Raw genomic sequence first — 19,938 nt, forward strand, 5'->3', positions numbered from 1 at the left:
GCAGGTTGGCTGTCGCAGTGTAGTCCAACGGTTTTGCGGGCTGCGTCAAAACACAAGGTGCAACAGATCCACAGGGCAAGGGCGCCAGCATGAACCACACTGAGGGATATTCCCGCCGCCGGTTGCTGACGCTGGCAGCCGGGGTGTCAGCGGTTTTCACCTTTGACCGGGCGCTGGCCGCCATTACATCGCCGAACGCCACAGGAGCCGAGACCATGCAGACACGTCCCATCCCTTCGAGCTCCGAGCCACTGCCGCTGGTGGGGTTGGGCACGTATCGCGGTTTCGACGTCGCTCCCGGCGATCCGGTCTACAAACAATTGCCAGGGGTGCTCGGCGAGCTGTTCAAAAAGGGCGGCACGGTGATCGACAGCTCGCCCATGTACGGCCGCGCCGAGGAAACCACCGGTGAATTGCTCTCGATCCACGAACCGCGTTCGCCGGCATTCCTGGCGACCAAGGTCTGGACTCGTGGCCGCGAAGAGGGCATCGCGCAGATGGAACAGTCGTTCAGCCTGCTGCGCACCGAGCGCATCGACCTGATGCAGATCCATAACCTGCTCGACTGGCAAACCCATCTGCCGACCCTGCGCGAATGGAAAGAGCAGGGCCGCATCCGCTACATCGGCATAACCCACTACACGCCGTCGGCCTATGACGAGGTCGAAGCGGTGCTCAAGGCCGAGCCGCTGGATTTCCTGCAAATCAATTACGCCCTGGATGATCGCGGGGTCGAGAAACGCATCCTGCCGCTGTGCCGCGAACTCGGAGTGGCGGTGATCTGCAACCGGCCCTTCGGCGGCGGCGACCTGCTCGCGCGGCTCAAGGGCAAACCGCTGCCGGGCTGGGCGGCGCAAGTCGGGGTCAAAAGCTGGCCGCAACTGGCGTTGAAATTCCTGCTGGCGCATCCGGCGGTGACCTGCGTGATTCCCGGCACCAGCAATCCGCTGTACATGGCCGACAATGCCGGCGCCGGATTCGGGCTGATGCTGACCGATGCGCAGAGGCAGCAGTTGATTGCACTGGTCAGTTAGTCATCTCTCGGGAATGAGTCGCGCACTAGCACCCGATGCTAGTGCGCGAGGGGTTTCAGATCATCGGCGGCAACGCATCCAGGATCTTGTCCAGGGTAATCGGATACTCCCGCACCCGCGCGCCCGTGGCGTTGTAGATTGCATTCGCCACTGCCGCGCTGACCCCGCAAATCCCCAGTTCACCGACACCCTTGGCTTTCATCGGCGATGAAATCGGGTCGGTTTCATCGAGGAAAATCACCTCCTGATGCGGAATGTCGGCATGCACCGGCACTTCGTAGCCCGCCAGGTCATGGTTGACGAAAAATCCCTGGCGTTTGTCCACCGCGAGTTCTTCCATCAATGCTGCGCCGACGCCCATGGTCATCGCGCCGATCACCTGGCTGCGGGCCGATTTCGGATTGAGAATCCGCCCCGCAGAGCAGACCGCGAGCATGCGCCGTACACGAACTTCGCCAGTGGCGGCATCGACGGCGACTTCGACGAAGTGCGCGCCGAAGGTCGATTGCTGGTACTGCTTGGCGAGGTCTGCGAATTCGATGCTGTCCTCCACTTCGATCGGGGCATGTTGCGCGGCCTCGCGTAACGGCACGTTCTTGTTGCCCAGTCGCACGTGTCCATCGGCAAACTGCGCTTCACCCGCGCTCATGCCAAGTTTGGCGGTGACTGCTTCGCGCAGTTTCATGCACGCTGCGTAGACCCCGGCGGTCGAGCAGTTGGCGCCGAACTGGCCGCCGGAACCGGACGACACCGGAAAATTCGAGTCGCCCAAGTGCACAGTCACATCGTCGAGACGCACGCCCATCACTTCGGCGGCAGTCTGGGCAATGATCGTGTAGCTGCCGGTGCCGATGTCCGTCATATCGGTTTCAACGGTGATTTTGCCGTCGCGCTCCAGCCGCACGCGTGCGCCGGACTTCACCAGCAGGTTGTTGCGAATGGCCGCCGCGACGCCCATGCCGATCAGCCAGCGACCTTCGCGACGGCTGCCGGGCGTCGCATTGCGTTTATCCCAGCCAAAGCGTTCGGCGCCGGTTTGCAGGCATTCGATCAGACGCCGCCGGGAAAACGGTCGCTCGGTTTTCACCGGATCGACCTGCGTGTCGTTGAGGATGCGGAACTGGATCGGATCGAGTTTGAGCTTTTCCGCCATCTCGTCCATGGCGATCTCCAGCGCCATCAGCCCCGGCGTTTCACCGGGCGCGCGCATGGCGTTGCCTTCCGGCAGATCCAGCGGGGCCAGGCGCATGCTCACCAGACGATTTTCTGCGGCGTAGAGCAACTGACTGGGCTGCGCCGCGACTTCGACCTTGCCGTCTTCAAGATTGCCCGACCAGCCCTCATGGGCGATGGCGGTGAGTTTGCCGTCTGCCGTGGCGCCCATGCGGATGCGCTGGACGGTGGCGGGGCGGTGGGTGGTGTTGTTGGCGATCTGCGGACGGGCGAGCGCGACCTTCACTGGCCGGTTCGCCAGACGCGCGCCGAGGGCGGCGAGGATCGCGTCGGCACGAATGAACAGCTTGCCGCCAAATCCGCCGCCAATGTACGGCGAGATCAACCGCACGTTTTCCTTGGGCAGGCCGAGAGTGGTGGCGATGTCGCCGACGCTCCAGGCGATCATCTGGTTGGAGGTCCAGAGCGTCACCTGATCGCCTTTCCAGGCGGCGAGGGTCGCGTGGGGCTCCATCATTGCGTGGGACTGATCCGGCGTGGTGTAGGTCTGGTCGAACTGCACGGGTGCGGCGGCGAAGGCGCTGGCGAAATCGCCGTGGGTGACGTCCGGCAGTTCGTCTTTCGGCTCCACGCCCTGATCACGCACACTGGCCAGATCAAATTGACCTTTGTCGGCTGCGTATTCGACGTTGACCAATTGCGCGGCGGCCCGCGCCTGTTCGAAGGTTTCGGCGACCACCAGCGCCACGGCCTGGTGATAGTGCTGCACTTGCGGCCCGGCCAGCAGGTGCGCGGCGTTGTATTTGCCTTTGCCGAGCTTGCCGGCGTTGGCGGCGGTGACGATCGTCAGCACCCCCGGCGCGGCGCGGGCGGCATCCAGATCGATGCGGGTGATGCGGCCCTTGGCAATGGCCGAACCGACCATCACGCCGTAGGCCTGATTTTTCACGGCTTCATGTTGCTCGTAGGCGTAAGGTGCCTGGCCGCTGGTTTTCAGCGGGCCTTCGATGCGGTCTGTGGGTTTGCCGATGACGTTCAACTGGTCAATCGGGTTGGTCTTGGCGGGCGTGTCGAATTTCATGCTTCATCCCTCGCTTGGGCCAGCACCGAGGCAATGGTGCGCTCGACCAGCGTCACTTTGAACTGGTTGTCAGAGGTCGGCGTGGCGCCGTCGAGCAGGCGCGCGCTGACGGCCTTCGCGCCTTGCGGCAACAGCGCTTCCGCCGCTTCGACCCGCCAGGGTTTCGGCGCGATGCCGCCGACCGCAACGCGACCGCTGCCATCCTTCTGCAGGATCATGCCGACGGACACCAGGGCGAAGGCGTATGACGAACGGTCACGCACCTTGTGATAGACATGGGTGCCGCCCACTGGCGCGGGCAAGGTTACGCCGGTGATCAGTTCGCCCGGTGTCAGGCTGGTTTCGACATTCGGGGTAGTGCCTGGCAATTGATGGAAGTCCGCCATGGCGATGCGCCGGGTGCTGCCATCGGCCTTGATCGTTTCGACCTGAGCATCGAGCGCGCGCATCGCAATCGCCATGTCACTCGGATGGGTCGCGATGCACGCGTCGCTGACACCGATGATGCCGAGTTGTCGACTGACCCCGCCAATCGCCGCGCAGCCACTGCCGGGATTGCGTTTGTTGCAGGCCTGATTTGTGTCGTAGAAATACGGGCAGCGGGTGCGCTGAAGCAGATTGCCGGCAGTGGTCGCCATGTTGCGCAACTGGCCCGAGGCGCCGGCGAGCAAGGCGCGGGACAGCAGCGCGTAGTCTTTCCGGACCCGACTGTCGGCGGCCAGATCGGTGTTGCGCACCAGTGCGCCGATGCGCAAGCCGCCGTCGTCGGTCGCTTCGATCTGATCGAGGCCCAGGTGATTGACGTCAATCAGCTGCTGCGGTGTTTCGATGTCCAGTTTCATCAAGTCCAGCAGGTTGGTGCCGCCGGCGATGAAACGCGCACCTTCGATTTGCGCGGCCAGGGCTGCGGCTGCGGCGGGAGAGTCGGCGCGGCTGTAGTTGAACGCTCTCATGCTGGCACCTCCGCGACTTCGCTGATGGCTTCGATGATGTTCGAGTAGGCGCCGCAACGGCAGATGTTGCCGCTCATGCGTTCCTGCAATTCGCTGGCGATCAGTTGCGGTGCTTCGGTGAGGCTGGCGCTGGCGTGGCTGGGGATGCCGTTGCGGATTTCCTCAAGCACCGCCACCGCCGAACAGATCTGCCCCGGCGTGCAGTAGCCGCATTGGTAACTGTCATGCTTGATGAACGCCGCCTGCATCGGATGCAATTGGTCAGGCATCCCGAGGCCTTCGATAGTGGTGACTTTGGCGCCGTCCTGCATGACCGCCAGGCTCAGGCAGGAATTGATTCGCCGGCCATCGACGATCACCGTGCAGGCGCCGCACTGGCCGTGGTCGCAACCCTTTTTGCTGCCGGTCAGGTGCAGGTGTTCGCGCAGCGCATCGAGCAGGGTGGTGCGGGTGTCAATCTCCAGCGTCTGCGGCTTGCCGTTGACTTCAATTGTCACTTTGGCCATGGCCGGTTGCTCCAGAGTGGCCGCGTAGGCCTTGAGGCTGATGAAGGGCGGCATCGCAAACGCAGTCGCGGTCACGGCCCCGAGAATCAGGAAACGGCGTCGGGAAATCGCCGACGGCGGTTGGTCGTTCATGGCTCAGATTCCTCTTTTCAGGTCGGCAGGTTGCAAATGACCCGCTCGGGCATGCCGGCGTCGTCGCCAGTCTTGGTCTGTTCTAGGAGTGACCGCAGGGGGGAGGAAAAGGTTTTGTCGGATTTCGTCTTGTGGTCGTGCCGGTCAGAGCCATCAATCGGCCACCGTGTGGACGGGCCGTACACGGCAGGCAGGGCGATGAACGGTTGTTGATGGCCAGTGAATCTAAGCCGGTTTCCCCGGTCGTATCTGCGCCAGCGCGTACCCGCGCTGCGTTGACTGTTTCCGTCGTCAAGACCTTGGTTTTAGGGAAAATCTGAATGATGCGTGCAACAAGCCTGCTGCTGACTGTTTCCGCCGCCGTATTGCTGGGCGGCTGTGTGGCGGATTTCGATGATGACCATCGGCATGGCCGGCATTACGACCGCGATCATGGCCGTTACTACGATCATGACCGACGCTGGGACGACCGCGACGACGACCGCCGCGACGGGCGTCGTTATTACCGCGACCGGGATGATGACTGACTGAAACGAAGAGGGCGCTCCCCCGACGGGAGCGCCCTCTGGCATTAAAAATGAGCGCTCGCCCGGACGCTGGATCGCGCAGGCACGGAGGCCTCGATGTCCAGCAAATGGGTGGCGAGAATGTCGCTCAGAAAACGGAACTGATCGTTGAAGCCGACCACTTCATTGCTGAAATGATTGCTGGCGGCGGGCATCAACAGATCTTCGAAGGCTTTGTCGAACACCAGCGCTTGTGTCTTGCGCGACACGGCGTGCTGATCGTAATAGTTGCTGCCGAAGACCGGAAAACTCATGGCGAGGGTGACGGTACTGATCATGATGTGAACTCCTCGTGCTGTGTGTTTCGGATGGGTGCATCGTGCCTTCGGCGAGCGGTCGGCGGAAGGCGATCGTCGCAATGGTGAATATCGACGCCATTGATGGTTGGACTGATCCAGGCTGGACCTGCGGATAATCGGCGCACCGCACGCACCTATACTCATTTCATCGCTCCCGGAATCTCAGGTCTTGCGACCGCAGAACAGATAAGGATCGCCACCGTGAACCTGCGCGCGCTGCTCGTCGCCGCACTGGTGTTGCTGGCCGGCTGCGCCACCACGGCGCGGGCCCCGGTGACCGCGCCTGCAGTGGTGGTCTCGCCGGCCACCTGGCAGCAGATCGATCGGGAAATCATCAGCGCCTCGAAGCAGGCCACCGAGCAGGTCAAGCTGTTCGCCCGTGGCTCGATGGAACATTGGCGCATTCGGGTCTATGAGCAAACTGAAGAAAATTTCATCCCGTGGTTCAGCAGTTACTGGACCCAGGAATGGCTGTCGATGAAGGTCAGCTGGTACACGATCAGTGCCAGCGGCGAGCAGGATGCTTCGGCCAGGCGTCTGGCGGCCTATCTGCTGGAGCAATATCAGGAACGGGTGCTGGCGCCGGTGGCGGTGGAGATTGATCCGGACGCGATTCTCGGCCAGTCCACGGCGTTCTACGCGCAACTGATGGCGCAGCAGATGCCGCTCATCGCCCAGCGCCACGGCGTGCCCATCGCCCAGCTCAACGGGCGGTTGCAGAAAATCCCCGCCATCGCCCTTGGCCCGCCGCCGGCCCGCGATGCCTCGCTGTATCAGGTTGTCAGCACTGAGCCGTTGAACACGCTGCCGGCCTACGCCGCGCTGATCGACAAGATCCACATCGACGGCGGCTCGAAAGGCGTGGCCTCGACCGATACGGCGATGGCGCCGGTGGCCAGGCGCGCCAGCCAGCGCATGGAGGCGGAAATGGCCCCGCGCGGCGCTGCCAGTGCGGTGGCGGCAGCGGCAGGCAAACTGGCCGGGGCGCTGATTTCAGTCGGGGTGGCGGGTATCCGCGCGATCATTCAGGCCAACGATCGCCCCGACAGCGAAGCGCTGATCCGCAGCAGCCTGGGCAACACCTTCGACAAGGCCTGGCTGAAACTGGTGCAAGACCCAAACACCGGCGTGATGGCTGGCACGCTGCACATGGCGGCGCAGGTCGAGGGCAATCTGCGCGGGCGGGACGAACCGTCGGTCGGGTTGGGCGTCCACCGTGTCGAATGGCGGCCGCCCGAGTCGACTACTCAGCAGATCGAACCCAACCTGCAAGGAGAATGATCATGGCTTACATCGATGTGTTCGTGGCGCCCGTGCCGAATGCCAACCGCGAACAGTACAAAAAACACTGCGAGATCGCCGCGAAGCTGTTCAAGGAGTACGGCGCCCTGGAGGTGATTCAGGGCTGGGGCGATGACGTACCGGACGGCAAGGTCACCTCATTCCCGATGGCCGTGAAACTCAAGGAAGGTGAAACCGTATCGGCGGGCTGGCTGGTCTGGCCGGACAAGGCCACCCGCGACGCCGGCATGGGCAAAATGATGGAAGATCCGCGCATGCAGCCGGACGTCAATCCAATGCCGTTCGATGGGCAGCGGATGATTTTCGGCGGCTTCAAGGACATTCTCGAGTCCTGATGCTGCGTTGCCGGATCACTCCGCCGACGGGGTGATCCGGCAGCCTTTGCGGTTGCGGATCTGCTCGTCCGACGGCCGTTCGCGGACGAATTCGAAACGCGGCTCTCCTTCGCTGTAATGCACCAGCCAGCCCCATTCCAGTTCACTCTCATCCTGTCCGGGATCCGGCGGTCGGGCCCACCAGGGTTCTTTGCTGAGGATCTCGCGCATGACGTCCTCCGGTTGATGGCAATCGTTGAACTATAAACCCCATGCCGAGAGTCGCCAGAAACGGGCGTGTAGAATCCAGGGATTTCGACGAACGAAGGAGCGTGACCATGACGGACGAAACGCGCGGAGATCAACCCTTCAAGCGGCTGTTCTTCGCCCTGGACTGCCCGCCGGCGCAGCGCAAGGCGATTGCCCAGTGGCGCAGCGAACTGGGTTTGCGCACCGGCAAACCGGTGCCGGCGGACAACTTTCACCTGACGCTGCTGTTTCTCGGCGCGGTGCCATTGGCGCAGATTGGCGAAGTCTGCGAGGCGGTGGCGAAAGTGCGCACTCCGGGGGAAGCGCTGAGGATTTCATTGGATCGGTTGCAGGTCTGGCGACGTGCCGGAGTGTTGTCGCTGGCTCCGGAGCAGGCACCGCAGGGATTGCTGCGTCTGGTGTATGCGCTGGAGCAGGCGATGTTGCCGTTCGGGTTTGAAGAGGCGACGCGCGAGTATCGTCCGCACCTGACGCTGGCCCGGGACTATCGCGCGCCGGAACCGGAATCCGCCACGCCGCCGGAGTTCTTCCTGCGCGCCGAGCGCTTTGCGTTGTTCGAATCCCACAAGGGACGTTATCGAATTGTTCAGGATTGGCCGCTGATCTGAGACCACAAAAAAAGGCGCCCGAGGGCGCCTGAATTCACCTGAACCGAGGAAAGCCAGGTGAAGCCGTTCAGAGCAGGGGGCAGCGGTGGTAAGGCGCTGCGTGAACGGAAACTTGTCACTCTGATCGCTGACTGGCTGATCGTTCCCACGCTCTGCGTGGGAATGCAGCCCGGGACGCAGAGCGTCCCAAAGCGGACGCAGAGCGTCCATTGAGGCATTCCCACGCAGAGCGTGGGAACGATCAACAGGTTTCTCCAGTTACTTGCCGAGTTTCACGCGGGTCCAGCCCCGGGTCATGATCCGTTGCGTGGCAATCGGTTGATCCGGCACCGCATACAGCGTGGCCATCACCGCTTGCGGCGGGTACGAGCCCGGGTCGTTGCGGATCGCTTCGTCCACCAGCGGCGTCGCGGCTTCGTTGGCGTTGCTGTAGCCGATGCTGTTGGTGACTTCGGCGATGATGTCCGGGCGCATCAGGAAGTTCATGAACAGGTAGGCATTCTCGACGTTGGCGGCATCGCGAGGGATGGCGACCATGTCATAGAAACTGCCGGCGCCTTCCTTGGGAATGCTGTAGTCGATCTCGACCTTGTTGCCCGATTCCACCGCGCGGGCCTTGGCCTGCAACACGTCACCCGAATAGCCGACGGCCACGCAGATGTTGCCGTTGGCCAGGTCCGAGATGTACTTGGACGAATGGAAATAGGCCACCGACGGCCGGATTTTCATGAACAGCGCTTCGGCTTCGGCGATGTGTTTCACGTCCTTGTCGTTCACCGGATAACCCAGATAGTGCAGGGCGGCCGGGAGCATTTCGGTCGGCGAGTCGAGGAAGCTGATGCCACAAGCCTTGAGCTTCTCGGCGTTTTCCGGTTTGAACAGCAGGTCCCAGGAATTGGTCGGCGCGTTCTTGCCGAGCACTTCGCGCACCTTGTCCGGGTTGAAACCGATGCCGATCGAGCCCCACATGTACGGGAACGCATGGGCGTTGTCCGGATCACTGGCGGAGGCGTTTTTCAGCAGCACCGGGTTGAGATTCTTCCAGTTCGGCAGCTTCGATTTGTCCAGGGTCTGATAGACCCCGGCCTTGATCTGCTTGGCCAGGAAACTGTTGGACGGCACCACGATGTCGTAGCCGGATTTCCCTGCGAGCAGACGTGCTTCGAGGGTTTCATTGCTGTCGAACACATCGTAGGTCACGCGGATGCCGGTCTCGTCCTCGAACTTCTTGACGGTGTCCGGGGCGATGTAATCCGACCAGTTGTAAACGCGCAGCACCTTGTCGTTGGCCTGGGCGCCCGTGGCGATTGCGCCCAATAAGGACAGTGTCAGCAGAGTCCTGCCAAACATTTTCATCGGTACAACTCCATTCTTTTTATTCAAAAGCTTTATTCAAAAACACAAAGCGGAATTTCAGTGAATCGGTGGCGGGGAGAGGCTCCCGCGCCACCCGGTACTCAGGCTGTCGCTGCCACTCGTTGAGGTTGCGGTTGCTGCCACGATTCGTTGGCGGTCTGATCCATCGCTTCCTGAATCGCACGCTTGCGGTTGGCTTCTGCCTTGCGGCCGAAGTACCAGACCAGGAAGGTCACCAGCGACACCGCCAGCAGAATAAGACTGGCCACGGCGTTGATCTCCGGCTTCACACCCAGACGCACGGCCGAGAACACTTCCATCGGCAGGGTGGTGGAGCCCGGCCCCGATACGAAGCTCGCCAGTACCAGGTCATCCAGCGACAGGGCGAACGACATCATGCCGCCCGCCGCCAGCGATGGCGCGATCATCGGGATGGTGATCAGGAAAAACACCTTGAACGGTTTCGCGCCCAGATCCATCGCCGCTTCTTCGATCGACAGGTCCAGCTCGCGCAAGCGGGCGGAGACTACCACCGCCACATAAGCGGCACAAAACGTGGTGTGGGCGATCCAGATCGTGACGATGCCGCGCTCCTGCGGCCAGCCGATCAGTTGCGCCATCGCCACGAACAGCAGCAACAGCGACAGACCGGTAATGACCTCTGGCATCACCAGCGGCGCGGTCACCAGACCGCCGAACAGCGTACGACCCTTGAAGCGCGTCACGCGGGTCAGTACGAAAGCGGCGAGGGTGCCCAGCGCGACGGCGGCGATCGCGGTGTAGCAGGCGATTTCCAGCGAGCGCACCACCGAGCCCATCAGTTGAGTGTTGTCGAGCAAACCGACGTACCACTTCACCGACCAGCCGCCCCAGACCGTCACCAGTTTGGAGGCGTTGAACGAGTAGATCACCAGAATCAGCATCGGCAGATAGATGAACATCAGACCGAAGATCAGCATGAACTTTGAAAATCCGAAGCGTTTCATCCCCGTCCCTCCATCTCTTTGGCCTGGCTGCGGTTGAACAGCAGAATCGGCACAATCAGGATCAACAGCATCACCACCGCCAGCGCGGACGCCACCGGCCAGTCGCGGTTATTGAAGAACTCTTGCCACAGCACGCGACCGATCATCAGGGTCTCCGGGCCACCCAGCAGTTCCGGAATCACGAACTCGCCCACCACCGGAATGAACACCAGCATGCAGCCGGCGATGATGCCGTTCTTGGCCAGCGGCACGGTGATTTTCCAGAAGTTGTTGAAGTTGCTCGAACCCAGATCCTGCGCCGCTTCCAGCAGGCTGCCGTCGTGCTTTACCAGGTTGGCGTAGAGCGGCAGCACCATGAAGGGCAGGTAGGCGTAGACCACGCCGATATACACGGCCGTGTTGGTGTTGAGGATCTCGATCGGGTGATCGGTGAGCCCGGTCCACATCAGGAACGCGTTGAGCAGACCGTTGTTGCTGAGGATGCCCATCCACGCGTAAACGCGGATCAGGATCGCGGTCCAGGTCGGCATCATGATCAACAGCAGCAGGACGTTTTGCGCTTCCTTGCTGGCCTTGGTGATCGCGTAAGCCATCGGGAAGCCGATCACCAGGCACATCATCGTGCTCAGCGCCGCGACCTTCAGCGAACCGAGGTACGCCGACAGATACAGCTCGTCTTCGCCGAGCATGGTGTAGTTGCCGATGTTCAGCAGCAGCTGGAATTTCTGTTCGGCGTAGGTGTAGATCTCCGAGTACGGCGGGATCGACAACGCGGCTTCCGAGAAACTGATCTTCATCACCAGGAAGAACGGCAGCATGAAGAACAGGAACAGCCAGATGAACGGAATGCCGATGACGAACTTTCGCCCGCTGGGCACCAGGCGCAGGAATTGCTGATTGAAGGTTCTCATGAGCGCAGTACCACGCCGCTGTCGTCTTCCCACCAGACGTAGACCTTGTCATCCCAGGTCGGCCGCGCACCACGGCGTTCGGCGTTGGCCATGAACGACTGGACGATCTTGCCGCTCGGCAACTCGACGTAGAACACCGAGTGGCCGCCGAGGTAGGCGATGTCATGCACCTTGCCTTCGGACCAGTTGTAGCGGGTCTCTGGCTTGATCGTGCTGACCAGCATTTTTTCCGGGCGGATCGCGTAGGTGATCGACTTGTCCTGCACCGAGGTGCTGACGCCATGACCGACGTAGATCTTTTGCTGCAAGTCCGGGCTGTGAATGATCGCGTGACCTTCAAGGTCCTCGACCACGGTGCCGTCGAAGGCGTTCACGTTGCCGATGAATTCGCAGACCATACGGTTGACCGGCGCCTCGTAAATGTCGACCGGGCTGCCGACCTGAGCGATCCAGCCCAGGTGCATGATCGCGATACGCTCGGCCATGGTCATGGCCTCTTCCTGATCGTGAGTCACCATCACGCAGGTCACGCCGACGCGTTCGATGATCTCCACCAGTTCCAACTGCATTTGCGAGCGCAGCTTTTTATCCAGTGCGCCCATTGGCTCGTCGAGCAGCAACAGCTTCGGACGCTTGGCCAGGGAGCGGGCGAGGGCCACGCGCTGACGCTGACCACCGGACAGTTGATGCGGGCGGCGCTTGGCGTATTGGGTCATGTGGACGAGACGCAGCATCTCTTCGACACGGGCGTCGATTTCGCTGGCCGGCAAACGGTCCTGCTTGAGGCCGAAGGCGATGTTCTGCGCAACCGTCATGTGCGGGAACAGGGCGTAGGACTGGAACATCATGTTGATCGGCCGCTCGTACGGCGGCATGTCGGTGATGTCGACCCCGTCGAGCAGAATGCGTCCTTCAGTCGGCCGTTCGAAACCGGCGAGCATGCGCAGCAGGGTCGATTTGCCCGAGCCGGAGCCGCCGAGCAAGGCGAAGATTTCGCCCTGATGGATCTCCAGGGACACGTCGTCCACCGCAGTGGTTTCGTCGAACTTCTTGGTGACTCGATCGACTTTCACCAGAACCTTTTTCGGTTGCTGATGACCTTCAAGAGCCTTCCTGTAAGTGCTGGAGGCGTTTGCCATGTGAAACTCCCAACAGGTTTCAGTCGCCGGGCCAACGCGGCCTGGCTTAAGAGTGGATTGCAGACCCGCAAGAGCATTTCCTGTCGGACCACATCCCCTGTGGGAGCGGGCTTGCCCGCGATGGCGGCGGGTCAGTCACCTCTATGTCGAAAGTGACGGCCTCATCGCTGGCAAGCCAGCTCCCACAGGGTTTTGCATTGATCCGATTGGCACTGCTCTTGCCGATCCGTCTTGGTCGGCGCCGCCGTCCTGGCTGCCTGGGTAGTACTTGTTGTTATTACGGTTTGTTGTTTTCACGGATGACGGATGCGCAAGCGCGCAGCCGCCGTCCCCGTGGGGGCAGTAAATGGTTTTGCAATCGTTGGGTGGCGTCAGCGCTGGTTGCGTCGCGCCGCACGCTGGCGGCAAGCCTCGCCGAACGCCTGGAAAATCCGCAGATAGTTCGGGTTGTCCAGCACTTGCCATTCGGGGTGCCATTGCACGCCAAGGGCGAAGGTCGGGCTGTGCTCCACCGAGACCGCCTCGATCAGGCCGTCCGGCGCCACGGCCTCGGCGCGCAGGCCGGGAGCGAGGCGGTCGATGCCTTGGCTGTGAATCGAGTTGACCTGGAATTCGCCCGGCAGCTCCAGCGCTTCGAACACCCCGCCCGGCAGTACCGACACAGCGTGAGCCGGGGCGTACTGCACGGCGACATCCGGGCTGTCGGCTTCGCGGTGATCGAGCATGCCCGGCAGCTCATGCACTTTCTGGTGCAGGCTGCCGCCGAACGCCACGTTCATTTCCTGGAAACCCCGGCAAATGCCGAGTACCGGAACGCCCGCCGCGATGGCTGCACGCAATAGAGGAAGGGTGGTGGCATCGCGCGCCGGATCGTGATCCGTGCCGGGAGCGCTGTCCGGGCCCTGATAGTGGAAAGGTTCCACGTTGGACGGCGAGCCGGTCAGCAGCAGACCGTCGAGCTGACCCAGCAGGTCGTCGATTTCAGTCAGTTTGCCAAGGGAAGGAATGACGACGGGCAACCCCAGCGCCGCAACGCTGACAGCGCGAACGTACTTGTCGCCGCTGATGTGATAGGGGTGCAGGCCAATCTGTTTGACGCACGCAGTAACGCCGATCAATGGCTTGAATGCCATTTTTATTCACCTCGAAGTTTGACACTTGAACGAGCTTTTCCGGAGCTTAGCCTTGTTGATTTTAATTAACAACTCCCATGTAAAAAATTCTAAACGCCGTTCATCAAATCTTCATGAATCCCGGCCCTCTAGCGCCTGATCTGGCACGTGAGTGTTAAAAAAAGCCTAAAAAATAAACGCTGAACGGCCCTGTGTTCGCTATTGACTTCACTTTGCCGTTCGGGTTGACTGGCTCCGCGAAACAGCAGTGAACATAATAATTAACAGCTAAATAGGTGCATCATGTCGGTCCCTCTGCGTGCCGTTCAACTCAACGAAGCAAACGCATTCCTTAAGAAACATCCTGAGGTTTTGTACGTCGACCTTCTGATTGCAGACATGAACGGTGTGGTGCGCGGCAAGCGCATCGAGCGCACCAGTCTTCATAAGGTGTACGAAAAAGGCATCAACCTGCCGGCCTCGCTTTTCGCCCTCGACATCAATGGCTCCACGGTGGAAAGCACCGGCCTGGGCCTGGACATCGGCGACGCCGACCGCATCTGCTACCCGATCCCCGGCACCCTGAGCATCGAACCCTGGCAGAAGCGTCCGACCGCACAACTGCTGATGACCATGCACGAACTGGAAGGCGAGCCGTTCTTCGCCGACCCGCGTGAAGTGCTGGCCAACGTGGTGCGCAAGTTCGACGCGCTGGGCCTGACCATCTGCGCCGCGTTTGAACTCGAGTTTTATCTGATCGACCAGGACAACGTGAACGGCCGTCCGCAATCGCCGCGTTCGCCGGTGTCGGGCAAGCGTCCGGTATCGACTCAGGTCTATCTGATCGATGATCTCGACGAGTACGTCGACTGCCTGCAAGACATCCTCGAAGGCGCAAAAGAGCAGGGCATTCCTGCCGACGCCATCGTCAAGGAAAGCGCCCCGGCGCAGTTCGAAGTCAACCTGCATCACGTGTCCGACCCGATCAAGGCGTGTGAATACGCAATCCTGCTCAAGCGTCTGGTGAAGAACATCGCCTACGACCACGAGATGGACACCACCTTCATGGCCAAGCCGTATCCAGGCCAGGCGGGTAACGGTCTGCACGTGCACATTTCGATCCTGGATAAAGAAGGCAACAACATCTTCGCCAGCGAGGATCCCGAGCAGAACGCCGCGCTACGCCACGCGATCGGCGGTGTGCTGGAGACCCTGCCTGCGCAAATGGCCTTCCTGTGCCCGAACGTCAACTCGTACCGCCGCTTCGGCGCACAGTTCTACGTGCCGAACTCGCCGAGCTGGGGCATCGACAACCGTACCGTGGCCGTCCGCGTACCGACCGGTTCGCCGGATGCCGTGCGCATCGAGCACCGTGTCGCGGGTGCCGACGCCAACCCGTACCTGCTGATGGCTTCCGTGCTGGCCGGTATCCACCACGGCCTGACCAACGAAATCGAGCCGGGCGCCCCGGTCGAAGGCAACAGCTACGAGCAGAACGAACAGAGCCTGCCGAACAACCTGCGCGACGCCTTGCGCGTGCTGGACGACAGCGAAGTTATGGCCCGCTACATCGACCCGATGTACATCGACGTGTTCGTCGCGTGCAAGGAAAGCGAGCTGGCCGAGTTCGAAAACTCGATCTCTGATCTTGAATACAACTGGTATCTGCATACCGTCTGACGTTCAAGCGCGATCTCGCTAACACCGCAAAACCCTGTGGGAGCGGGCTTGCCCGCGAAGAGGCCATCACCTTCAACATTGAAGGTGACTGACCCACCGTATTCGCGAGCAAGCTCGCTCCCACAGGGATATCGGTCACTAATTTTCCTGTGTGAGTCACCCCCATGACCATGACCCGCAACGACTGGGAACAACGCTTCCAGTCCCTGACCCTCGAATCCCGTGCCTTCATCAACGGCGAATACCGCCCGGCCATCAGCGGCGAGACCTTTGAATGCCTGAGCCCCGTCGACGGCCGTTTCCTGGCCTCCGTGGCCAGCACCGATGAAGCCGACGCCAACCTTGCCGTTGAAGTCGCGCGCCAGTCCTTCAACTCCGGCGTATGGGCGAACAAGGCCCCGGCCGAGCGCAAGCGCATCCTGATCCGCTTCGCCGATCTGATCCTGCAGCACCAGGAAGAGCTGGCGCTGCTCGAAACCCTCGACATGGGCAAACCGATCAGCGACTCGATGAGCATCGACATCCCGGCAACCGCCAACGCGATCCGCTGGAGCGCCGAGGCCATCGACAAGATCTACGACGAAGTCGCTGCCACCCCGCACGACCAACTCGGTCTGGTGACTCGCGAGCCGTCCGGCGTGGTGGCGGCCATCGTGCCGTGGAACTTCCCGCTGATCATGGCCAGCTGGAAATTCGCCCCGGCGCTGGCGGCAGGTAACTCGTTCATCCTCAAACCTTCGGAAAAATCCCCGCTGACCGCGATCCGTATTGCGCAGCTCGCACTGGATGCCGGCATTCCGAAAGGCGTGTTCAACGTCCTGCCAGGCTTCGGCCACACCGTCGGCAAGGCGTTGGCGCTGCACATGGACGTCGACGTGCTGGCCTTCACCGGCTCCACGGCGATTGCCAAGCAACTGATGATTTATGCCGGCCAAAGCAACATGAAACGCGTCTGGCTCGAAGCAGGGGGCAAGAGCCCGAACGTGGTGTTTGCCGACGCACCGGACTTGCGCGCGGCAGCACAAGCGGCGGCCGGCGCCATTGCGTTCAACCAGGGCGAGGTCTGCACCGCCGGCTCGCGCCTGCTGGTAGAGCGCTCGATCCGCGAGCAATTCATTCCGTTGCTGGTGGAAGCGCTGCAAGCGTGGAAACCGGGCCACGCCCTCGATCCATCGACCAACGTCGGCGCCGTCGTCGATCAGCGTCAACTGGACAACGTGCTGCGCTACATCAGCATCGGCCGGGAGCAGGGCGCCGAGCTGATCGCCGGTGGCCGTCGCACCCTCGAAGAGACCGGCGGCACCTACGTCGAGCCGACGATTTTCGACGGTGTGACCAACGCCATGACCATCGCCAAGGAAGAAATCTTCGGCCCGGTGCTGTCGCTGATCACCTTCGACACCGTTGAAGAAGCGCTGCAGATTGCCAACGACAGCATCTTCGGCCTCGCCGCCGGCGTCTGGACCAGCAACCTGAGCAAGGCCCACACCTTCGCCCGTGGCCTGCGCGCCGGCAGCGTATGGGTCAACCAGTACGACGGCGGCGACATGACCGCGCCGTTCGGTGGCTTCAAACAGTCGGGCAACGGTCGCGACAAATCGCTGCACGCGTTCGACAAGTACACCGAGCTGAAAGCGACCTGGATCAAGCTCTGACTCTTTTACAGCGGTGGTCGCCTGCAATCGGCGACCCTCGGAGAATAAAAAAATGAAACAGCAACACGTGAACAGCTACTACGCCGCCACCCGCAACGAAGTGATCGATTTTCCGACGCTTGAAGAGTCGGTGGACTGCGATGTGTGCATCATCGGCGCCGGCTACACCGGCCTGTCCTCGGCGCTGTTCCTGAGCGAAGCCGGCTATAAAGTGACGGTGCTGGAAGCGGCGAAAGTCGGCTACGGCGCCAGCGGTCGCAACGGCGGCCAATTGGTCAACTCCTACAGCCGCGACGTCGACGTGATTGAAGAGCGCTACGGCGACAAGACCGCGGAAATCCTCGGCAGCATGATCTTCGAAGGCGCCGACATCATCCGTTCGCGGATCAAGGAATACGACATCAAATGCGACTACCGCCCGGGCGGTATTTTCGCAGCGATGAACAACAAGCAACTCAAGGGCCTCGCCGAACAAAAACGCAGCTGGGAACGCTACGGCAATAAAAACCTGAAGATGCTCGACGCGGCGGACATTCGCCGCGAAGTCGGCTCGGACGCCTACGTTGGCGGTCTGCTGGACATGCAGGGCGGCCACATCCACCCGCTGAACCTGGCCCTCGGTGAAGCCGCCGCCATCGTGCGTCTGGGCGGCAAGATCTACGAGCAGTCCGCTGCGGTGGAAATCAAATACGGCGAGCCCAACGTCGTGCGCACCGCCAAAGGCCAGGTCCGCGCCAAGTACCTGCTGATCGCCGGCAACGCCTACCTGCCGCAAGGCCTCGACAACCGCGTGACCGCCAAGAGCATGCCGTGCGGCTCGCAGATCTGCGTCACCGAACCGCTGACCGAAAAACAGGCCCGCAGCCTGATCACCAACAACTACTGCGTCGAAGACTGCAACTACCTGCTCGACTACTACCGTCTCACTGCCGACAACCGTCTGCTCTACGGCGGCGGTGTGGTGTACGGCGCCCGTGAACCGGACGACATCGAAACCCTGATCCGCCCGAAAATGCTCAAGACCTTCCCGCAGCTCAAGGACGTGAAAATCGACTACCGCTGGACCGGTAACTTCCTGCTGACCATGTCACGCATGCCGCAATTCGGCCGCATCGAGAAAAACGCCTACTACATGCAGGGCTACAGCGGTCACGGCGTCACCTGCTCGCACCTGGCCGGCAAACTGATCTCGGAAATGATCCGCGGCGACGCCGAACGTTTCGACGCCTTCGCCTCGCTGCCACACATGCCGATGATCGGCGGCCGCACCTTCTCGGCCCCGCTGACCGCCCTCGGCGCGGTGTATTACTCGCTGCGCGACCGTTTCGGCATCTGATTAACCTCCCCGGCGGTGGCCCCGCACAGGCGCCGCCGGTTTTTTACTTGGCAAGCAACCCCACAGGTCTTGTGCCTGACCCGCAATTACCATCAACAGGCTCTTTTCAGGTGCCGTCCATCGAACCTGCTGAGCAACACCGACAAACGTGATTTAATAGCCGCCTTTCACGGTTCCGGGACACGGGAGCAACGTGATCCGCGCGCCTTGCGCGGCACCCGCCACCCACCCCCATTACCCTTAAGTCGTTCTCACATAAGGCTGTCATGGATACGGGTTCTCGACTCAAACTAGTACGCGAAAGCTACAAACTCTCCCAGCGCGAGCTGGCCCGGCGTAGCGGCGTGACCAATGCCACCATCTCCCTGATCGAACAGAATCGTGTCAGTCCTTCCGTCAGCTCACTGAAAAAGCTGCTCGAAGGCATCCCGATGTCCCTGGCCGACTTCTTCACCTTCGACCAGCCTCCCCGCGAACACCAATACGTCTTCCGCGCCAACGAACAACCCGACCTCGGCCGCCACGGCCTGCGCCTGCTGCTGATCGGCGCCTCGGTCCCCAGCCGCCAGATGCGCTTGCTGCGCGAGCAATACGCGCCGGGCGCCAGTTCCGGGGAAGAGCCGATTGTTCACGCTGAGGGTGAGGAGTGTGGGCTTGTCACCCGTGGCACGGTCGAGTTGACGGTGGACGGGCAGGTGAGTGTGTTGAGTGCCGGGGACGGGTATTACTTCCCGACGACGCTGCCGCACAAGTTCCGGAATATCGGGGCGGATGAGGCGGAGATTATTAGTGCGAATACGCCGGCGAATTTTTGAGGCTTTATTAACTATAGGCAGGGATGCGGGAAGTTATGAAAGTGGATTTTTTCGAAAATGGATTATGTTTTTACTGCCATTTGGCGAGAAATGAACTTTTAAGTTACTCCGAATTTAACTCGCGTACAGAGGCCTTGTGGAAACGCGAAGATGAGGCCCTCCAAAAAGAGCTTGAGGGAATTATTGAAAAGTATCCGGAGGCCTCGCGCGAGGAAATTGTCGATTCCTATGCTTGGGATTTGCATGTTAATCAGTATAAATATCCCGATATTCATAGGTCCGCGTTGGTTGTCGCCGTATATGTTTTCCTCGAGGACCAGCTGAATGGGTTGTGTTCGACGATAGGCGAGTCTTTAGAATCCCCACTTCGTCTGACTGATATAAGTGGTATGGGCGTTGAACGTGCTCTCTTGTTCTTATCGAAGGTTGCAAATTTTGACCTTGGTCGAATTTCAAGTTTGTCCTTTGTAAAAGAGGTAGGTCGGCTTCGGAATAAGATGGTGCACGCAGGAGGAGTTCTGCCGGTTCAGGATAATGACAAGTTAAATAAATTTGTGCAGCGGACTGATGGGTTGCGTGGTGAGCCAGGTGATCGGGTATATATTCAATCGGAGTTTGTTTCGAATCTGATTGACTCTTTTGTTTTGTTCTTTGATGAGCTTGATTCGGAAGTGCAGAAGTTTATGACTGCCGTGCAACAAATGGAATAA

At 60.9% G+C, this 19,938-nt stretch carries 20 protein-coding genes; 10 read left to right on the plus strand and 10 right to left on the minus strand.

All coding sequences use genetic code 11. From position 1 onward, the window contains the following. Positions 1 to 89 precede the first annotated feature (89 nt). Positions 90 to 1,034 (plus strand): aldo/keto reductase, encoded by a 945-nt coding sequence (locus AC1MDC_RS22560; RefSeq protein ID WP_480393689.1) that lies wholly within the window; start codon positions 90 to 92, stop codon positions 1,032 to 1,034. Between the two features lie 55 nt (positions 1,035 to 1,089). On the opposite strand, the gene paoC is transcribed toward AC1MDC_RS22560, so the two are convergent. From paoC to paoA, 3 genes are read right to left on the minus strand one after another with little or no spacing between them, the layout of a single operon-like run. Further along, positions 1,090 to 3,288: an aldehyde oxidoreductase molybdenum-binding subunit PaoC gene (gene paoC, locus AC1MDC_RS22565; RefSeq protein ID WP_085698703.1), complete on the minus strand. Its 2,199-nt coding sequence runs from the start codon at positions 3,286 to 3,288 to the stop codon at positions 1,090 to 1,092. Next, positions 3,285 to 4,241 (minus strand): FAD binding domain-containing protein, encoded by a 957-nt coding sequence (locus tag AC1MDC_RS22570; RefSeq protein WP_227235212.1) that lies wholly within the window; start codon positions 4,239 to 4,241, stop codon positions 3,285 to 3,287. Before AC1MDC_RS22570 ends, paoC begins: the two co-directional genes overlap by 4 nt. Further along, positions 4,238 to 4,879, minus strand: a complete 642-nt coding sequence (gene paoA, locus AC1MDC_RS22575; protein WP_480393690.1) for an aldehyde dehydrogenase iron-sulfur subunit PaoA — start codon at positions 4,877 to 4,879, stop codon at positions 4,238 to 4,240. Before paoA ends, AC1MDC_RS22570 begins: the two co-directional genes overlap by 4 nt. 320 nt (positions 4,880 to 5,199) lie before the next feature. On the opposite strand from paoA, the gene AC1MDC_RS22580 reads away from it, so the two are divergent. Further along, positions 5,200 to 5,406, plus strand: a complete 207-nt coding sequence (locus AC1MDC_RS22580) for a hypothetical protein (protein ID WP_039770932.1) — start codon at positions 5,200 to 5,202, stop codon at positions 5,404 to 5,406. Positions 5,407 to 5,450: 44 nt separating this feature from the next. Here AC1MDC_RS22580 and AC1MDC_RS22585 read toward each other — a convergent pair whose 3' ends face one another. Next, the gene (locus AC1MDC_RS22585; protein WP_480393691.1) at positions 5,451 to 5,723 is read right to left on the minus strand and encodes a hypothetical protein; all 273 of its coding nucleotides are present in this window, start codon (positions 5,721 to 5,723) and stop codon (positions 5,451 to 5,453) included. Between the two features lie 222 nt (positions 5,724 to 5,945). Here AC1MDC_RS22585 and AC1MDC_RS22590 point away from each other — a divergent pair, with 222 nt between their 5' ends. Both AC1MDC_RS22590 and AC1MDC_RS22595 read left to right on the plus strand, forming a co-directional pair. Then, entirely contained in the window at positions 5,946 to 7,025 is a 1,080-nt protein-coding gene (locus AC1MDC_RS22590; RefSeq protein ID WP_480393692.1) for a hypothetical protein, read from the plus strand. Positions 7,026 to 7,027: 2 nt separating this feature from the next. Next, the gene (locus AC1MDC_RS22595; RefSeq protein ID WP_085698724.1) at positions 7,028 to 7,381 is read left to right on the plus strand and encodes a DUF1428 domain-containing protein; all 354 of its coding nucleotides are present in this window, start codon (positions 7,028 to 7,030) and stop codon (positions 7,379 to 7,381) included. A gap of 15 nt (positions 7,382 to 7,396) precedes the next feature. On the opposite strand, the gene AC1MDC_RS22600 is transcribed toward AC1MDC_RS22595, so the two are convergent. After that, positions 7,397 to 7,591: a hypothetical protein gene (locus tag AC1MDC_RS22600; protein ID WP_085698726.1), complete on the minus strand. Its 195-nt coding sequence runs from the start codon at positions 7,589 to 7,591 to the stop codon at positions 7,397 to 7,399. A 107-nt stretch (positions 7,592 to 7,698) separates the two neighbouring features. Between AC1MDC_RS22600 and thpR the strand changes: the two genes are divergently transcribed. Continuing rightward, the gene (gene thpR, locus AC1MDC_RS22605) at positions 7,699 to 8,238 is read left to right on the plus strand and encodes an RNA 2',3'-cyclic phosphodiesterase (RefSeq protein WP_085698728.1); all 540 of its coding nucleotides are present in this window, start codon (positions 7,699 to 7,701) and stop codon (positions 8,236 to 8,238) included. Positions 8,239 to 8,496: 258 nt separating this feature from the next. Here the strand turns inward: thpR and AC1MDC_RS22610 are convergent, their stop codons facing one another. The 5 genes from AC1MDC_RS22610 to AC1MDC_RS22630 all read right to left on the minus strand — a co-directional run bounded on the left by AC1MDC_RS22610 (position 8,497) and on the right by AC1MDC_RS22630 (position 13,763). After that, entirely contained in the window at positions 8,497 to 9,594 is a 1,098-nt protein-coding gene (locus AC1MDC_RS22610) for a polyamine ABC transporter substrate-binding protein (RefSeq protein WP_007957121.1), read from the minus strand. 101 nt (positions 9,595 to 9,695) lie between these two features. Further along, positions 9,696 to 10,580: an ABC transporter permease subunit gene (locus tag AC1MDC_RS22615; protein WP_011333555.1), complete on the minus strand. Its 885-nt coding sequence runs from the start codon at positions 10,578 to 10,580 to the stop codon at positions 9,696 to 9,698. Continuing rightward, complete coding sequence (locus AC1MDC_RS22620) at positions 10,577 to 11,458, minus strand: ABC transporter permease subunit (RefSeq protein ID WP_170929740.1); 882 nt, start codon at positions 11,456 to 11,458, stop codon at positions 10,577 to 10,579. The genes AC1MDC_RS22615 and AC1MDC_RS22620 overlap by 4 nt, the downstream gene beginning before the upstream one ends. Positions 11,459 to 11,487: 29 nt before the next feature. Next, a complete protein-coding gene (locus AC1MDC_RS22625) occupies positions 11,488 to 12,630 on the minus strand; it encodes an ABC transporter ATP-binding protein (protein ID WP_085686388.1) in 1,143 nt (380 codons plus the stop codon). Positions 12,631 to 13,001: 371 nt separating this feature from the next. Beyond that, positions 13,002 to 13,763, minus strand: a complete 762-nt coding sequence (locus AC1MDC_RS22630; RefSeq protein WP_085698732.1) for a gamma-glutamyl-gamma-aminobutyrate hydrolase family protein — start codon at positions 13,761 to 13,763, stop codon at positions 13,002 to 13,004. Positions 13,764 to 14,045: 282 nt separating this feature from the next. Here AC1MDC_RS22630 and AC1MDC_RS22635 point away from each other — a divergent pair, with 282 nt between their 5' ends. The 5 genes from AC1MDC_RS22635 to AC1MDC_RS22655 all read left to right on the plus strand — a co-directional run bounded on the left by AC1MDC_RS22635 (position 14,046) and on the right by AC1MDC_RS22655 (position 19,938). Next, the gene (locus AC1MDC_RS22635) at positions 14,046 to 15,422 is read left to right on the plus strand and encodes a glutamine synthetase family protein (RefSeq protein WP_227235220.1); all 1,377 of its coding nucleotides are present in this window, start codon (positions 14,046 to 14,048) and stop codon (positions 15,420 to 15,422) included. 164 nt (positions 15,423 to 15,586) lie between these two features. Further along, positions 15,587 to 17,077, plus strand: coding sequence for an aldehyde dehydrogenase (locus tag AC1MDC_RS22640; protein WP_085704185.1), 1,491 nt, complete (start codon positions 15,587 to 15,589; stop codon positions 17,075 to 17,077). 52 nt (positions 17,078 to 17,129) lie between these two features. Next, a complete protein-coding gene (locus AC1MDC_RS22645) occupies positions 17,130 to 18,413 on the plus strand; it encodes an NAD(P)/FAD-dependent oxidoreductase (RefSeq protein ID WP_085698738.1) in 1,284 nt (427 codons plus the stop codon). Between the two features lie 266 nt (positions 18,414 to 18,679). Next, positions 18,680 to 19,228, plus strand: coding sequence for a cupin domain-containing protein (locus AC1MDC_RS22650; RefSeq protein WP_011333561.1), 549 nt, complete (start codon positions 18,680 to 18,682; stop codon positions 19,226 to 19,228). Between the two features lie 35 nt (positions 19,229 to 19,263). Further along, entirely contained in the window at positions 19,264 to 19,938 is a 675-nt protein-coding gene (locus AC1MDC_RS22655) for a hypothetical protein (protein WP_480393693.1), read from the plus strand.

The organism is Pseudomonas sp. 1 (genome assembly GCF_056626735.1).

What these genes read in the sequence shown, in the direction of transcription:
- AC1MDC_RS22560 (WP_480393689.1), top strand. Translation starts at nt 90, where the DNA reads ATGAACCACACTGAGGGATATTCCCGCCGCCGGTTGCTGACGCTGGCA.
- paoC (WP_085698703.1), bottom strand. Translation starts at nt 3,288, where the DNA reads ATGAAATTCGACACGCCCGCCAAGACCAACCCGATTGACCAGTTGAAC.
- AC1MDC_RS22570 (WP_227235212.1), bottom strand. Translation starts at nt 4,241, where the DNA reads ATGAGAGCGTTCAACTACAGCCGCGCCGACTCTCCCGCCGCAGCCGCA.
- paoA (WP_480393690.1), bottom strand. Translation starts at nt 4,879, where the DNA reads ATGAACGACCAACCGCCGTCGGCGATTTCCCGACGCCGTTTCCTGATT.
- AC1MDC_RS22580 (WP_039770932.1), top strand. Translation starts at nt 5,200, where the DNA reads ATGATGCGTGCAACAAGCCTGCTGCTGACTGTTTCCGCCGCCGTATTG.
- AC1MDC_RS22585 (WP_480393691.1), bottom strand. Translation starts at nt 5,723, where the DNA reads ATGATCAGTACCGTCACCCTCGCCATGAGTTTTCCGGTCTTCGGCAGC.
- AC1MDC_RS22595 (WP_085698724.1), top strand. Translation starts at nt 7,028, where the DNA reads ATGGCTTACATCGATGTGTTCGTGGCGCCCGTGCCGAATGCCAACCGC.
- AC1MDC_RS22600 (WP_085698726.1), bottom strand. Translation starts at nt 7,591, where the DNA reads ATGCGCGAGATCCTCAGCAAAGAACCCTGGTGGGCCCGACCGCCGGAT.
- thpR (WP_085698728.1), top strand. Translation starts at nt 7,699, where the DNA reads ATGACGGACGAAACGCGCGGAGATCAACCCTTCAAGCGGCTGTTCTTC.
- AC1MDC_RS22610 (WP_007957121.1), bottom strand. Translation starts at nt 9,594, where the DNA reads ATGAAAATGTTTGGCAGGACTCTGCTGACACTGTCCTTATTGGGCGCA.
- AC1MDC_RS22615 (WP_011333555.1), bottom strand. Translation starts at nt 10,580, where the DNA reads ATGAAACGCTTCGGATTTTCAAAGTTCATGCTGATCTTCGGTCTGATG.
- AC1MDC_RS22625 (WP_085686388.1), bottom strand. Translation starts at nt 12,630, where the DNA reads ATGGCAAACGCCTCCAGCACTTACAGGAAGGCTCTTGAAGGTCATCAG.
- AC1MDC_RS22630 (WP_085698732.1), bottom strand. Translation starts at nt 13,763, where the DNA reads ATGGCATTCAAGCCATTGATCGGCGTTACTGCGTGCGTCAAACAGATT.
- AC1MDC_RS22635 (WP_227235220.1), top strand. Translation starts at nt 14,046, where the DNA reads ATGTCGGTCCCTCTGCGTGCCGTTCAACTCAACGAAGCAAACGCATTC.
- AC1MDC_RS22640 (WP_085704185.1), top strand. Translation starts at nt 15,587, where the DNA reads ATGACCATGACCCGCAACGACTGGGAACAACGCTTCCAGTCCCTGACC.
- AC1MDC_RS22645 (WP_085698738.1), top strand. Translation starts at nt 17,130, where the DNA reads ATGAAACAGCAACACGTGAACAGCTACTACGCCGCCACCCGCAACGAA.
- AC1MDC_RS22650 (WP_011333561.1), top strand. Translation starts at nt 18,680, where the DNA reads ATGGATACGGGTTCTCGACTCAAACTAGTACGCGAAAGCTACAAACTC.
- AC1MDC_RS22655 (WP_480393693.1), top strand. Translation starts at nt 19,264, where the DNA reads ATGAAAGTGGATTTTTTCGAAAATGGATTATGTTTTTACTGCCATTTG.